The sequence below is a fragment of the Cupriavidus sp. 2SB genome (assembly GCF_005503625.1).
Classification (GTDB): Bacteria; Pseudomonadota; Gammaproteobacteria; order Burkholderiales; family Burkholderiaceae; genus Cupriavidus.
The window spans coordinates 1-14,624 of the sequence record NZ_SCMX01000021.1 but is presented as its reverse complement, the minus strand read 5'-3'; the positions used below and the strand labels follow the sequence as shown (position 1 = coordinate 14,624).

11 protein-coding genes are annotated in these 14,624 nt (G+C 62.6%); 5 read left to right on the top strand and 6 right to left on the bottom strand.

The window, feature by feature from the left end:
• Positions 1-23 precede the first annotated feature (23 nt).
• The 4 genes from FFS21_RS12200 to FFS21_RS12185 form a co-directional block, all read right to left on the bottom strand.
• A complete protein-coding gene (locus FFS21_RS12200; protein WP_137925107.1) occupies positions 24-1,766 on the bottom strand; it encodes an alpha-L-rhamnosidase-related protein in 1,743 nt (580 codons plus the stop codon).
• 77 nt (positions 1,767-1,843) lie between these two features.
• Positions 1,844-3,118 (bottom strand): lipid IV(A) 3-deoxy-D-manno-octulosonic acid transferase, encoded by a 1,275-nt coding sequence (gene waaA, locus FFS21_RS12195; RefSeq protein WP_137925106.1) that lies wholly within the window; start codon positions 3,116-3,118, stop codon positions 1,844-1,846.
• Positions 3,118-4,209 carry a lipopolysaccharide heptosyltransferase I gene (gene waaC, locus FFS21_RS12190; RefSeq protein WP_137925105.1) on the bottom strand — a complete coding sequence of 364 codons (1,092 nt, stop codon included), beginning with the start codon at positions 4,207-4,209 and terminating at the stop codon, positions 3,118-3,120. The genes waaA and waaC overlap by 1 nt, the downstream gene beginning before the upstream one ends.
• Positions 4,190-5,575: a phosphomannomutase/phosphoglucomutase gene (locus tag FFS21_RS12185; protein ID WP_137925104.1), complete on the bottom strand. Its 1,386-nt coding sequence runs from the start codon at positions 5,573-5,575 to the stop codon at positions 4,190-4,192. The genes waaC and FFS21_RS12185 overlap by 20 nt, the downstream gene beginning before the upstream one ends.
• 293 nt (positions 5,576-5,868) lie before the next feature.
• Between FFS21_RS12185 and FFS21_RS12180 the strand changes: the two genes are divergently transcribed.
• From FFS21_RS12180 to FFS21_RS12160, 5 genes are read left to right on the top strand one after another with little or no spacing between them, the layout of a single operon-like run.
• Positions 5,869-7,011 (top strand): glycosyltransferase family 4 protein, encoded by a 1,143-nt coding sequence (locus FFS21_RS12180; RefSeq protein WP_137925103.1) that lies wholly within the window; start codon positions 5,869-5,871, stop codon positions 7,009-7,011.
• Positions 7,008-8,327 (top strand): exopolysaccharide biosynthesis polyprenyl glycosylphosphotransferase, encoded by a 1,320-nt coding sequence (locus tag FFS21_RS12175; protein WP_370459292.1) that lies wholly within the window; start codon positions 7,008-7,010, stop codon positions 8,325-8,327. Before FFS21_RS12180 ends, FFS21_RS12175 begins: the two co-directional genes overlap by 4 nt.
• The gene (locus tag FFS21_RS12170; protein WP_502705170.1) at positions 8,327-9,478 is read left to right on the top strand and encodes a glycosyltransferase; all 1,152 of its coding nucleotides are present in this window, start codon (positions 8,327-8,329) and stop codon (positions 9,476-9,478) included. The genes FFS21_RS12175 and FFS21_RS12170 overlap by 1 nt, the downstream gene beginning before the upstream one ends.
• Positions 9,478-10,728, top strand: coding sequence for a lipopolysaccharide biosynthesis protein (locus FFS21_RS12165; protein WP_137925101.1), 1,251 nt, complete (start codon positions 9,478-9,480; stop codon positions 10,726-10,728). The genes FFS21_RS12170 and FFS21_RS12165 overlap by 1 nt, the downstream gene beginning before the upstream one ends.
• Positions 10,725-11,831, top strand: a complete 1,107-nt coding sequence (locus tag FFS21_RS12160; RefSeq protein WP_137925100.1) for a glycosyltransferase family 4 protein — start codon at positions 10,725-10,727, stop codon at positions 11,829-11,831. Before FFS21_RS12165 ends, FFS21_RS12160 begins: the two co-directional genes overlap by 4 nt.
• Positions 11,832-11,870: 39 nt before the next feature.
• Here the strand turns inward: FFS21_RS12160 and FFS21_RS12155 are convergent, their stop codons facing one another.
• Positions 11,871-13,046: a hypothetical protein gene (locus tag FFS21_RS12155; protein WP_137925099.1), complete on the bottom strand. Its 1,176-nt coding sequence runs from the start codon at positions 13,044-13,046 to the stop codon at positions 11,871-11,873.
• Between the two features lie 37 nt (positions 13,047-13,083).
• The coding region (locus FFS21_RS12150; RefSeq protein ID WP_137925098.1) for a polysaccharide biosynthesis protein at positions 13,084-14,624 on the bottom strand (1,541 nt) is incomplete at its 5' end.

Here is a 14,624-nt window from a genome sequence, read left to right as displayed (position 1 = left end):
ATGGCCGTGGCGCCGTGCTAATCTCAGCGATACGATTTCCAGCGGACCTCGTGCTCACCTGCCGTAAGGTTCCGGGTCTCGCCACCGTCGACGAATTCCGCAACCGTTCCCGCAGGCACCCGCACAGTAGCCGTGCCGTTGTTCTTGTCGAGCTTCACGTACGCCGTGCCCTGGGGCAGTGGCAGCCACGCTTCCACGCTCGCATTGAGCGCCTTGGACGGACGAATGCGCCACCGCGCCCATCCCGGCACCAGTTGCTGAACGCCAAGCAAATACCGCGGAAGGATGTACGCTGGCGCGGCACCCCAGGCATGCGTCCAGTCTTCGTTATCCTTGAATTTCACATCCCATGCTTCGTGAGCCACGGTTGCCTCGTACTTCTGGAGCATGTTCCGCCATCCGCGATCCGAGTTGTTCAGAATGAGCGCCACTGCCAGGTCATCCTGGCCGTTTTCGAACAGTGCTTCCAGGAGATATGGCGCCGTATAGACCGAACCGGGAAAACCACCGCGAAATTTCCCGTTGATCACTGTGTTGAGTCTACGGATATACCGCGCCTTGTCTGCTCCCTCGACGAGACCGTAGGCCAGCGGCAAGAAAATGCTATGCGCGGAGGTATGCTGCGTACCCGGACTATCCGCATAAAATCCGTTTGCAAGCCTCAATCTTTCCAATCCAGTTCGGATTCGCTTCGCATCGGCTTGCCAGCGTTGCTCATCTTCGGACTTATCAAGCACCTTCGCAATTTTCGCCATGAGCACGAAGCCCTGATACGCCATGGCATTTGTAGCCGCGTTCACGTCCCCCATGACATAACCGTCGCGCTGGTTCTTGGGCCAGTCGACGATATCGCCCATCGGATAAGTCAGACGCGACTCCTTCTTGAAGCGCTCGGTAATATTCTTCGTGCTGATCAGATCGTTCGGGCCGATGAGGTCGTGCAGCGTCAGAAAACCCAGACGGTCGTAGTGCTTTCGGAGGAATGCGATGTCCCCCGTGTGCATGTAGTCCGCCCAGGCCATGAAGATCATGTGGGACTGCCATTCGGTCGGCCAGTTGGGATTCTCGATCAACCATTCGAATGTACGTCGGGGCACCGATGATTCCCCGGCAGTGGCATACCAGCCAAGCTGATTGATGTAGCCATCCGCCTCGTAGGGAAGGCGCTCACGGTCTCCATCGACAAAGATGTCCGCAAAACTCGTGGCCGCCATCGTGTGGGACGAAAGGCTCCAGATCCGGTTCAGCCAGTAGGCGTCGGCGCTTCCTGAAAAGACCATCCTGCCACGTTCCTGCCACGTGTCTGCTACGGCTGCCTTGACCTGGATATTCGCCTTCGAGAAAGCACCCTGCCACCCGTCGATCTCGATATACCGGAACGGCATGACCGCGCCCACTTCCGGCGGCATGAGGCGCTTGTCCTCTTCACGCAGCACTGGCTTGTTCGTCCCCTCACGCAGCGTAAGGTCGGACTTGAAGAAACGCACGCCAATGGCTTCTGGGCCGGTGCTCGGAAGCGGTCCCGGCTGACTGCTTTCCTTCATGATCAGCGACACGGAACGCCCCGCATTCGAGATCCCCGCATTGATCTCGATATTGCCAAACCATACCTTGCCCAGATCGATGCTGACGCGGCTGCCGTTTTGCCGGATCGAGGCAGGCTCGACATTAACGAGCCCGACACCTGCCTCGGCTCCGCCGAGCATCGCCAACGAAAGGGAAGTCAATACCAGCTTACGAAGCGTCTTTCCGCCCATCATTTTCATTTGTCTTATGTTTGATGCATTTACACCGACCGGCAATTGTAGCGGATCGACTCAATGTGTCCGGGACTTAGCGGGTCTTAGCGCAACACTCGCGCGAGCATCCCAAGTGTCCTGGCCGTCGCACCGCGGTGCAGACCAGCGAATGTCAGGGCATTGGCGCGCATCTCCGCGAGGCGCGATGGGTCGTCCAGCACGCCGGCCGCAGCGGCCATGAGTTCGTCGGCATTGGCCACGCGCAGGCAGGCGCCGGCCGCAATGGCATCCTCGGTAGCTTGTGCGAAGTTGAACGTATGCAGCCCCATCAACACGGGGGTGCCAATGGCGCAAGCTTCAATCAAATTCTGTCCGCCGAGCGGAATCAGGCTACCGCCGATGTAGGCAATGTCAGATGCCGCGTAGTACATCGCCATCTCGCCCATGGAGTCGCCCAGCAGCACGTCTGCATTGACTTCTGCCCCGGCGCTGTCGATGTGGAGGGCGCTGCGTCGCTGCACGGAGAAGCCCGAGCGCGTTGCCATGCCAGCCACTTCATCGAACCGTTGCGGATGGCGCGGTATCAGCAACAACAGCGGCCGCTGCTTGCCGGGCCAGCGCGAGAACGCTTCGAGAATCAACGGTTCATCGCCCTCTCGCGTACTCGCTGCCGCGAGCACCTGACGGCCACCCAGCGCCTGTCGCAACGCTTGGCCACGCGCGATGCCGGTGTCCGGCGGCTGCATGTCGAACTTCAGGTTGCCCGTGATCTGCACGGACCTGACGCCGAGCGCGCGATACCGCTCGGCATCGCTTGCGGTCTGCGCCAGCACCATCGAGAAATCGTTATACAACGCCGCCGCCGCGCCGCCGAAACGGGCCGTCCGTCGATAGCTGCGCGGCGACAACCGGGCATTGACCAGAAACAACGGCACACCAGCGCGACGGGTCACGTGAACGAGGTTCGGCCACACCTCGGTCTCCATGATCATCCCCGCTTCGGGCCGGAAGTAGGACAGGAAACGGCGCACCAGCCACGGCATGTCATAAGGCAGGTAGCACTGCTGCACGCGTGGATTGTCGCCATAGAGTTGCGCGCCGGTCTGGCGGCCCGTCGGCGTCATGTGTGTGAGCAGCAGACGGTGGCCCGGATAGGCGGCCAGCAGCGAATCGATCAGCGGTTGCGCGGCGCGCGTCTCGCCGACGGATACCGCATGCACCCAGAGCCACGGTCCTGCAGCAGGGATGCCTTCGTACTGCCCCAGCCGCTCGCCCACGTGATGCACGTAACCGGGTTCCTTGCGCGAGCGCCAGACCAGACGCAGCAGCGCCACGGGCAGGATGACCAGCCACAGCAATGTATAAATCCAGCGCAACATCAAACACTCGCTCCGCGCACGCGCCGCGCAGCGGCGTAGACATCATCGACTGACGGCACCTGACCGTCGTCGCCCACATTGGCAATGCGGTCGGACCAGTAGCCTTCGGTCTTCCATCGCCAGGTGGCGGTGTAGATTTCGACGGTCGGCCGGCAGAGCGCAGCCGCGATATGCACGAGACCCGTATCCACGCCGATTACGACCTCGGCCCGATTGATCAGCCCGAATCCCTGCATCACCGAGAAACGCGGCAGCACCTGCGCGCCGGGCATGCCTGCGGCCAGTGCCTCGGCATCGCGCCGCTCCGATTCGCTGCCCCACGGCAGCAGCACGGTCAGTCCTTCGGCGTGAAGCTTTTTGCCGAGGTCATGCCAATGCGCGACGGGCCAGCGCTTCTTCGCGCCCGCCGTGGCATGAAAGCAGACCGCGAATCGCGCAGGCAGATCGGCCCACAGCGGATCATCGACATGCAGCGTTTGCGCCGATGGTCCGAAGAACGCGGGCGGTTCGGCGGGCGTGGCACCGGTCAGGGCCGCGCCGAGCAAACGCGAGCGCTGCACGGAATGCGTCTGGCGCGGAACCTTGACCGGGGCGGTATAGAACAGCCGCGCGGCAGGCTCGTAACCGGAGCCTTGCGTCGCATTGCCCAAACCGACGATCGGCGCGCTACGCGTGCGCGACGCACTGCGCGCAACGATGGCGGTCTTCAGCAAACCCTGGGTTTCGAGCACGGCGTCATAAGCGTGTTCGCGAATGGCCGCGCGCATCGCACCAACTTCCGCCCAGGTCTCACCCTTCCAGAAACCCTTGCGCCAGCGGCGCAGCGCGAACGGAATCACGCGGCGCACTTCGGGCAACAGCTTCACGAGATCGACGTAGCCCTCTTCCACCACCCAGTCGATCTCGGCCTCGGGCCAGCGTGCGCGCAGGTCATGCACGAGCGGCATGTTGTGCACGACATCGCCCAGCGACGAGACCTTGACGATCAGGATGCGCGGCCGTGCGGGCAAGGCAAATGACGAAACCGGCGCCACTGGCGCCGGCGACGTCACCGAAGTCTGTCCCACGGACTCAGAACGGGAGCTTTGCATCCGGTTTTTCTGCAAGGATTACGCGCTTGAATTCGGCCTGGATACGGGCCAGCGCGGCATCGTTGTCCGCCTCGAAGCGCATAACCACCACGGGCGTTGTGTTGGAGGGTCGGGCCAGGCCGAAGCCATCGGGATATTCCACGCGCACGCCATCGATGGTGATGACTTCCTTCGCACCGTCGAACTTGGCATTGGCGCGGATCTTGTCGAGCAGCGTGAACGCCTCGCCCTCGGCCACCTTCAATTGCAACTCAGGCGTGCAGTTCGAGTTCGGCAGCGCATTGAGCACAGCGCTCGGATCGGCGTGGCGCGAGAGAATTTCCAGCAGGCGCGCGCCCGTGTACAGGCCATCATCGAAACCGTACCAGCGGTCCTTGAAGAACACGTGGCCGCTCATCTCGCCGGCGATTGGCGCGCCAGTTTCCTTGAGCTTGGCCTTGACCAGCGAATGGCCCGTCTTCCACATCAGCGGCTCGCCGCCATGCTCGCGAATCCACGGTGCCAGCTTGCCCGTGCATTTCACGTCGTAGATGACCTGCTGACCGGGATTGCGAGAAAGGATCTCCTCGGCGAACAGCATCAACTGACGATCGGGGAAAATGACCTGGCCATCCTTGGTCACCACGCCCAGCCGGTCGCCATCGCCATCGAAGGCCAGCCCAAGCTCGCAGTCAGTCTCGCGCAGGCTCTGCATCAAATCCTGCAGATTCTCCACATGCGCCGGGTCCGGATGGTGGTTCGGGAAATGACCATCGACATCGCAGAACAACTCCACCACCTCGCAACCGAGACCCCGGAACAGGTCGCCCACGAAGGCACCCGCCACGCCGTTACCGGCATCGAGGGCGATCTTCATGGGACGGGCCAGCTTGATGTCGCCGAGGATACGGTCGAGATACTGCTGGCGGATATCGACGAGCTTGTAGCTGCCGCCACCCTTCGTGAAATTGCCGGCCTCGATGCGCTGGCGCAGTGCCTGGATCTGGTCGCCATAGATGGCCTTGCCACCAAGCACCATCTTGAAACCGTTGTAGTCGGGTGGATTGTGGCTACCGGTGACCATGATCCCCGATGTGGCGCGACGGCCATCGAGCTCGATGTTGGTGCCGAAATACACCATCGGCGTGGCAACCATGCCAACATCGATCACGTCCAGCCCGGCGGCCCGCAGGCCCTCCACCAGTCCGCCCAGCAGGTCGGGGCCGGACAGCCGGCCATCGCGGCCGACCACGACGGCCTTTTCGCCAAGTTCTACGGCGGCCGAGCCAAATGACAGGCCAATGAAACGGGCCACTTCCGGCGTCAGCGTCTTGCCGACAATGCCGCGAATGTCATAGGCCTTGAAGATCGAGGGTTCAATTTGCATTGTGGCTTCCCGAGGACAGAGTTCATCGTGCGATACCGTCCGCAGCAAGAAAAATACGGGACGGGGCGCGGGCAGGGCGCCAAAAAACCGTATTGTGCCGGATTGCGCGTGGCGCAGGCGCTATAATCGCCGTCAGCCGCCCTACTGGAGGAATTTTTCGTCCCATTCAAGCGGTTTTCGGTCCGCCTGCGCACGTTTCTTCGGACAACTTCGGAACAACCGATCCAGTCACGTGGCGGCTGAAGGCGAACGTCGCATCGGCCGCGCATGCCCCCTGTCAGAGACCTCCACCCTTGCCCTTGATTGCGCCGACTGAACGGCCACGCATCGCCTGTCTGATCACCAATTCCGAGACTGGCGGCGCCCAGAGCCATGTTGCCGACCTGCTGCGCGCCCTGCGCGGGCAGGCCGATATCACGCTGCTGGCGGGCGGTGACGGCCCCCTTTTCGATCTGGCTGGCGAGTTGGGCATTCCTGCCATCCGGCTGGCGACCATGGACAATGCGCTGTCGCCGGTCAAGGCCGTTGCTGCCCTGCGGGAACTCGTGCGTGCGCTGCGCGATGCAGCCCCGGACCTCATGCATACGCACAGCGCCAAGGCCAGCGCCCTGGGACGCATCGCCGGCAGGCTCCTCGGCATACCCGTCGTCTATACGGTGCACGGCTTCGCCTTCAAGCCCGCTGCACCATGGAAGCAGCGCACCATCGCGCACGTTGCCGAATGGCTGCTTGCGCCCCTGACCAGCCACTTCATCTGCGTGGCGGAGGCGGAACGGGCCATGGCAAACCGGTTGCCGATCCGCGAAGACCGCATCAGCGTGATCCCCAATGGCATTGCCGATGTGGCGGAACGCGCGCATCCGGCCGATCCGCTTCGCCGTATGGTGACCGTCATGCGATTGGCATCTCCGAAGCGACCCGACATCCTGATCGAAGCATTTGCCGCGGCGCAATTGCCCGACTGCGAACTGGTAATCGCTGGCGATGGACCGCAGCGCGCCAGCCTTGAGCGACTCGCCAGCCAACTGGCGCCGGGGCGTGTGCGTTTTGCGGGCGGCGTCGACAACATCCCCGCCCTGCTCGCCAGTGCGCAGCTTTTCCTGTTGGCTTCCGACCACGAGGGATTTCCCATTTCGATCCTGGAAGCCATGCGCGCCGGTCTCCCTGTCATCGCCAGCGACCTTCCGGGTATTCGCGAACAGGTTGGCGACGGGTTGTGCGGGGTGCTTGTGAAGGGCAACGATCGGCGCGGCTTTGCCGACGCGATTCTCCAGACAGCCGGCAATGCGTCGGCACGCGCCGTCGCGGGTGAGGCCAGCCGGCGCAGGTGGGAACAAGCGTATGGCCTGGAGCGCATGGCTGACGCGACCTGGGCCGTCTATCAACACGTGCTGGCGGGAATCCGCCGTGCCGATCCTCGCGTTTCCGCATCATGAATACCCTGCACGGCAGATCCTTGCGGCGCCATGGTTCAGGCACCCCTGCGCGCTCGGAGACGATCCGGCGCGCCAGCCGCATGCTGGGCTGGGCTGCCATTGGGCTGGTGCTGTTCGGCATCAACGCGGCCTTGTCCGAAGCCGCGCATCAGGCAGGCCTTGTCACATATGTGTTCCCGCGTACACTGCTGTGGTCGATCCTGCCTTACCTCGCGGCCTTCCTGCTGTTGCATCGCGCGCTTCATCTTCCGTCCATGGAAGGCACCAGCATCGTTGGCATGGCCACCAGCCTGCCCTTTGCGGTGCTGCTGATCGTCTACGCGGGTTTTCACATCGAGTATTCACGCGGAGCCGTGCTGGTGGGATACCTCACCACACTGGCGTGGATCTGGTTCGGCTATCGCCGTTTCGTTCAGCAATATGTGCCAGTGTTCGGCTACCTCGATCCTGAAACCCTGCAGCACCTGAATCGCATCATCGCAATGCCCGGTGCCACACCGCCCACCAAGACTCGCTTCGAACAGATCGGCTCGATCGAGGATGCGATGCACTGCGACGGCATCCTGGTGGAGCGCGGCATGACCGCCGATCCCGCGCGTACACGGCTGCTCACCGAATATCGCCTGGGTCATCTTCGGATGTATTCCGTGGAGCGGATCGGCGAGATGCTGACGGGCCGCGTTGGGCTGGACCATATCGACGAGAACTTCTTCGACGACTACGCCGACCATTACCTGTTCGACAACGTCAAACGGCTGATCGACATCGTAGCCGTCCTGCTGCTTGCGCCGATGGCCGTGCCAGTGGGCCTTGCGGTGGCAGTGGCCGTAAGTATGGAGAGCCATGGCGGCGCACTGTTCCGCCAACGCCGCACTGGCCTGTTTGGCAAGCCGTTCACCATGCTGAAGTTCCGCAGCATGGGCGTGGACAAGCATGGACCAGCCCAGTTCGCCGCACGGCAGGATCCACGCGTGACCCGTGTAGGCCGCGTCATCCGCAAGTACCGACTAGACGAAATTCCGCAACTATGGAACGTGCTGGTTGGCGACATGAGCTTCATTGGCCCGCGTCCCGAGCAAGTACCGTTGGTGGAATCGTTCACCGAGTCGATTTCCTACTACCCCTATCGGCACCTGGTCCGCCCCGGCCTGTCTGGTTGGGCGCAGGTCCAGCAAGGCTACGTCGGCACGCATGAAGAAACGGTCACCAAGCTCAGCTATGACCTGTACTACGTCAAGCATTGCTCGTTCGCGCTCGATCTGCTGATCGCAGTGAAGACCGTACGGACGTTGCTGACCGGCTACGGCGCGCGTTGATGGCAGCCGTTCCGCACTCGTCAAACTCACCCATGCGCATCCTCCTGGTTGTCACCGGATTGAAAGTGGGTGGCGCCGAGCATCAGGTCGTGGCGCTGGCCCGCGAGTTCCTGCGGCTCGGCCATACTGTTGCCATTCTCAGCTTGTCTCCGGGACGTGAGATCGAGCCACCAGTCGATGCGCATGTCGTGGAACTCAACATGCGCAAGACGCCGGCCGGCATGGTCCGGGCCCTGGGTCAGGCACGTGCGCTGATCCACAACTGGCGGCCCGATGTCATGCACGCCCACATGGTGCATGCAAATCTGTTCGCCCGTGCGCTGACCCGCATCACGCGATGTCCGCCACTGGTCTGCACCGGACACAGCTTCCGGGAGGGCGGCCGCCTGCGCATGTTGGCGTACCGCGCCACAGATCGCTGGACCCGCCTGACGACCCATGTCAGCAGCGATGGCCGTCAGGGCATGATCGCGACAGGCGCCGTGCCCGCGCAGCGCATCGTCGTGATGCCCAATGGCATCGACACCTATCATTTCCAACCGGACCCGGCGCTGCGGCACGCGACACGCGCACAACTCGGCATCGATGGCAACACCCGCCTCCTTCTCAATGTTGGCCGGCTGGCGCCGGAGAAGTCGCAGGAGACGTTGATCCGCGCGTTTGCGCAGATCGATCCCGCTGTCCGCGCCAGACTGTTCATCGCCGGCGACGGCGCGCTGCGGCAGCCGCTATCCGAACTGGTGACATCGCTCGGTCTCGCGTCGAGCGTGACCCTGCTGGGGCGGCGCGATGACATCTCCGCGCTGCTCAACGCTGCTGACGCCTTCGCGCTGTCATCCAACGTCGAGGGGCTGCCCATGGTGCTCGTGGAGGCGCTGGCCTGCGGATGCCCTGTCGTTTCGACAAACGCACCCGGCGTAGCCGAAGTCGTCGGCGAACTCGGAACCGTGGTGCCGCGTGGCGACGTACGAGCGCTGGCCATGTCCTTGGCGAAGACGCTACGCGACGGCCGCGGCACACATGCCGAGCAAGCCGCGCGCCGGGACCGCGTTCTTTTAACGTTCTCGATCGACACGGTTGCACAACGCTGGCTGGCACTTTACGCGCGGCTGCCTTCGGGTGCCGTAGTGCCGGCAACGGAGACCGCCTGATGCGCCAGCGCGTGGCAGGCAATCTGCTCTGGATGCTGGCCGAGCGCGGCCTGCAGGTGAGCGTCGGTATCGGCGTCGTGGCCATGCTTGCGCGAGCCCTGGGGCCGGAAGGCTTCGCGCACTTCCAGTACGCGCAATCGATCGTGCTGGTTGCCGCATCGTTTGCACTCGTCTGCAGTGCCGAAGTGATCGTCCCCCGCCTTGTGGCATCACCCGCCCCCGCTGCGCAGCATCAGCTGTTGTGGCACGCATTCGTGCTGCGGCTTGCCGGTGGCATCGCGGGCTACATGTTGATGTGCGCATACCTCGCGGTCACCGGGCCTGTGGCGGAGAGCTGGCATGTTGCTCTGTGGCTTGGCATCGCCGTCCTTCTGCGCGAGCCCTTCGGCGTGTTCACCGCCTGGATGCAGGCCCATACGAACAATCGGCCCGGCACTCTGTTCAGCCTAGGCGCGTTGGCCATCAAGGCGGTGCTCGTGGGCACATTGTTCGCCATGCACGTCACAGCCGCAGACGGCTACGCGGTGGCATTCGCGGTGGAAGCGGTCGTGCTCGCCGCGCTGCTCGCCGGCTACTATCTCCGGCAGACACCCGCCACCGCCGCCCAATGGGAGCCGCAACTGGCAAGGCAACTATTCGGCGCCGGCGCACTATTCTGGGTTAGCTTTATCGTCATGATGGGCGCGCGACGCGTGGACCAATTGATCCTGCAGCCCGCCGTACCCGCCGCCGAGTTCGGCGCCTACGCGGCATGCATGCAGATTCTCGACAACTTCACGATGCTGGCAACGATTCTCGCGGCGGGTATCGCGCCGAGCTATGTCTATGCGCAGCAGCGGTTGGACGATGCGCACGCAAACATCGGACGCATCGCATTGGCGTTGGGCGGACTGGGCTTGGCCGGCGGACTCGCCATCGCCGCTTGCGCACCGTGGATCGTTACGCTGCTGTACGGACATGCCTTTGGCGCCACGGTGGGGTTGCTGCGCGTCGCGGCATTGGCGTCCGCGCTTGTCTTTGCGGATGTGGCACTGACCCTGCTGTTCGTGCATTTGCGCAAGCCTCGCTGGGTAGCCATCAAGTGGGCGCTCGTGCTGGCAACAATCCTCGCATGGGACCTGATGATGATCCCGCGCATGGGAAGCTGGGGCGCCATCGCCGGCTATGCACTCGGCAACGCCGTAGCAGTGATATTCGGTGCGGCATTCTGGTGGCGCTACCGCCCCGCTCGTGAAATGGCATCGGCATGAAAGCATCCGGCCACCCTACCGTCTGCTTCCTGACCGGCACGCTGAACGCCTTCGCCGGTGCTGAGCGCATGACGGCAGTCATTGCGAATGCGCTGGCGGAACGGGGGTATCGCGTGCTGATACTGAGCCTGTGGGACCGAGCGAGCGTGTTTCCATTGCATCCCGATATCGTGCATCACTCCGTGTTCGATATCCGACCATCGTTCAAGCGACACTACCTGACCACCGTCACGCAGATTCGACGATTTCTTCGGCAGCTCGACGTCGATGTTCTGGTAGAGGTAGACACCATGCTGACACTGTTCACGTTACCCGCAACGCTCGGACTGAACGTGCGGAGGATTGCGTGGGAGCACTGTCATTTCAATGAGGATCTTGGCAAGCCGGCACGACGATTTGCGCGCCGCCTGGCAGGCATGTCGGCGCAGGCAGTCGTGGTGCTCACCGAACGGGACAAGGCGCTCTGGCAAGCCGGCCTCGGCCGGATTCGCGCGAGTCTCGTGGCCATACCGAATCCGTTGCCTTTTCCGCTGCCGCCCCCTCGGTTGCCGGACCCCGGGGGTGACAGCCGCATTGTACTGGCAGTTGGACGGCTGACTTCGTCCAAAGGCTTCGATGTCCTGTTGCGCGCATGGGCGAGTGCCCGCCGTTCCATGCCCGGGTGGCAGTTGCGGATCGTTGGCGAAGGAGAATGTCGGCACGCTCTTGAAGCGCTTGCTGCAGAACTCGGCATCACCGACGGTTCGGTGATCTTCCCCGGCACCACGGATGACATGCCCCGCGAGTACGAGGCCGCATCGCTTTTCTGCCTGAGCTCTAGATACGAGGGATTCGGACTGGTGTTGATCGAGGCCATGGCCTACGGCCTGCCCGTCATTTCAACCAACTGTGAAACCGGGCCGAAAGTGCTGCTGTGCGATCAGGAAAATTCCTGGGTGGTGCCCGTGGAAGACACCACAGCCCTGGCCACGGCGCTAATCAAACTCTCCAGCCCCGACGCGCAGCCGTTGCGGCAGAACTTGTCGGCAAAAGCGCATCAGACGGCCGCGGCCTTCACGCTGGAACGGATTCGCGAATCGTGGCTTTCACTGCTTGAGCTATGAGAGTGACCGCACGCATGCATGCAATGCGGTCACCATGCGTCAGTCTTTCCGGAAACTTCCAGACGAGATAAATCGAACGACTTCTCTGCGCCAGAAGAATGCAGCGCCGACCAGGCCGAATAAGACCGCGAAGGCGAACGAAACCAGAGGCGGCGTCGGCATTTCCGGACGCCCGGGGATCGAAGGCTTTGCGAGGAACTGTGCCTGCGACTGGAAGCGCGCCACGATATGCGAAATATCCGCAGAGAGCGCTGCGGCTTTCTCACGCTCGGCGTCGGTCTTCGCGTTCTTCGCATGGGCAGCAAGCACTGCCGACAGCTTGACGACGCTATCGGCGCCACTGGCCGCCGAAGCAATGGAACTCTGCACGTCACTCAACATCGTCCGGAAGAACGCCTGCTGCTGCTGCTCCCGATCCAGGGCCTTGAGTTTGGCCTGATAGTCGATGATCTCCGACTCAGCACCCACCAGTTGTGCAAGCGGAGAAATGAACTTCTCATTCTCGCGTCGCAACTGTACGACCTGTGACCCTTCACGGCGCGCGGCTTCCGGATACTCGGCAACCACTCGCTTCAGCGCAGCGGCACGCACCTTCGCCTGTTCGATCGCAAATTCGAATTGCAGTGCGCGCTCGGCGGCCCGCTCGGAAAACTCCTGGCTCTGAGCCGACCAACGATACACTTGGTCACGCACAGCCTCTCGCGTGGCGATATCCTTAAAATAGCTGCCCAGCCAGTTTGCAATGGCAGCGGCTTCCGTCGGAGTCGGACCCAACGCGGCAAGTCGAACACCGAGGTAGGAGGTCGGGACTACAATCTTATCTTCCTGTTCCTGATCGGGATTGTCTCGCTGTCGCTGGCGCTGTCGCGAACGCTCCTGCTCCATCTGGATAATCAGATCGGGCAGTTCACGCGAATCGATCTTGCTGATCTTCGGCACCGGCGTCTGCCAATCGCTGGTGACCACCGATCGCACCAGCTTTTCCCGATCGTAGCCTGTCACATCTTTCGGGGGCACCACCGAGGCGAATTCGCGCAGCGTCTCGGCGTCACTCGCCAGCTCGGCGATCCGCTTGTATTCGCCGGTAGTCATCTCCACGTGAATGACACCCACCGACTTGTACTTGATCAACGGCCCATAGCCCAATGCGGCGCCGATGGCGGCTCCAACCGCCGTCGTCACCAACACCGCGATCAGCTTCTTGCTCACCTGCATGCCTGCTCTCCACTAATACTGTCGACCCATTACCTGCTTACACGCGCCCCGCCTTGCGGGACTCGATGGGTACTACGTTGGCCGGCACACCTGCAAGCTCCGGAGCGTAGCCCTGCACAAGGGTGCGCAGCAGGCTTTTCATTTTTTCCTGATTGTTGTCCAGCGCCGCCTGGCGCATCTCGGCCAGTATCGGCATCAGCTTCGCCCAAGGTACAAAATCCTCGTGCGCCTTCATGATCCGCTCGTGCTCCGTACCGCCCGGACTATTGCCGATCAGCAGTTCCTCGTAGAGCTTTTCGCCCGGGCGCAAACCCGTCACGCTGATTTCGATATCGCCGTCCGGATTGGACTCGTCCCGAACGGTAAGGCCGGACAGCTTTACCATGCGGCGCGCCAGGTCCACGATCTTGACAGGTGACCCCATGTCCAGCACGAAGACATCGCCGCCGTGCGCCATCGCGCCGGCCTGCAGCACGAGTTGGGCAGCCTCCGGAATCGTCATGAAATAACGCGTGACTTCCTTGTGCGTCACCGTGACCGGGCCTCCCAGACGGATCTGTTTGCGGAACAGCGGAACTACGCTGCCGCTGCTCCCCAGCACATTGCCGAAACGCACCATGGCGAACAGCGTCTGGTTCGACACTTCCTGCTCGCTTGCCTCCCCCGGTATCGGAAACGCCACGACCGGACTGTCCGACATTGCCTGGAGCACCATTTCCGCAACGCGCTTGGTGGCTCCCATTACATTGGTAGGGCGTACCGCCTTGTCTGTAGACACTAGGACGAACAGGGACACCCCCGTCTCCATGGCCACCCGTGCGGCAGTCAGCGTGCCGAAGACGTTGTTCATCACGCCTTCCGACGGATTGCACTCCACGAGCGGTACGTGCTTGTAGGCTGCCGCATGATAAACGGTGGCTGGCCGATACAGCTCGCAAATCTCACGCATGCGCCCATGGTTGCCGACGCTGGCGAGTAGCGGCAACAGTTCCACTTCCAGCCCATGGTCCGCACACAGTGTGACGAGTTCGTGATGAATCGCGTACAGCCCGAATTCATTGTGTTCCACCAGCACCAACTGGCACGGACGCTCCAGCACGATCTGACGACACAATTCGCTGCCGATGCTGCCGCCTGCGCCCGTGACGAGCACCACCTTGCCAGCGAGATTGCGGGCCAGCAGATGCGGATTTGGCGCGACGGGTGCCCGGCCCAGCAGATCCTCGACATCGAGTTCCTGGAAATCATGCACCGTAGTCCGTCCGGATGCCAGATCGGCCATGCCGGGCAGCGTACGGACATGCACTGGCAAATCGCGCAGGCGTCCGATGATCGCGTTGCGCCCGCCACGATCCATCGACGGAATAGCCAGCAGGATGTCGGTGATGCCCATCCGCTCCACCGCACTCTCCACATCCTCGGGGCCCATGATGTCCAGGCCATTGATCGTCCCGCCAATCTTCGCACGGTCATCATCGATGAAGCCGAACAATACAAACTGCCTCGACACGGCCAGTGCGGACGCGGTTTGCACGCCCGCCTCACCCGCCCCGTAAATCAGCATGCGTCCCTCGCCAA

What these genes read in the sequence shown, in the direction of transcription:
- FFS21_RS12200 (WP_137925107.1), bottom strand. Translation starts at nt 1,766, where the DNA reads ATGAAAATGATGGGCGGAAAGACGCTTCGTAAGCTGGTATTGACTTCC.
- waaA (WP_137925106.1), bottom strand. Translation starts at nt 3,118, where the DNA reads ATGTTGCGCTGGATTTATACATTGCTGTGGCTGGTCATCCTGCCCGTG.
- waaC (WP_137925105.1), bottom strand. Translation starts at nt 4,209, where the DNA reads ATGCAAAGCTCCCGTTCTGAGTCCGTGGGACAGACTTCGGTGACGTCG.
- FFS21_RS12185 (WP_137925104.1), bottom strand. Translation starts at nt 5,575, where the DNA reads ATGCAAATTGAACCCTCGATCTTCAAGGCCTATGACATTCGCGGCATT.
- FFS21_RS12175 (WP_370459292.1), top strand. Translation starts at nt 7,008, where the DNA reads ATGAATACCCTGCACGGCAGATCCTTGCGGCGCCATGGTTCAGGCACC.
- FFS21_RS12170 (WP_502705170.1), top strand. Translation starts at nt 8,327, where the DNA reads ATGGCAGCCGTTCCGCACTCGTCAAACTCACCCATGCGCATCCTCCTG.
- FFS21_RS12165 (WP_137925101.1), top strand. Translation starts at nt 9,478, where the DNA reads ATGCGCCAGCGCGTGGCAGGCAATCTGCTCTGGATGCTGGCCGAGCGC.
- FFS21_RS12160 (WP_137925100.1), top strand. Translation starts at nt 10,725, where the DNA reads ATGAAAGCATCCGGCCACCCTACCGTCTGCTTCCTGACCGGCACGCTG.
- FFS21_RS12155 (WP_137925099.1), bottom strand. Translation starts at nt 13,046, where the DNA reads ATGCAGGTGAGCAAGAAGCTGATCGCGGTGTTGGTGACGACGGCGGTT.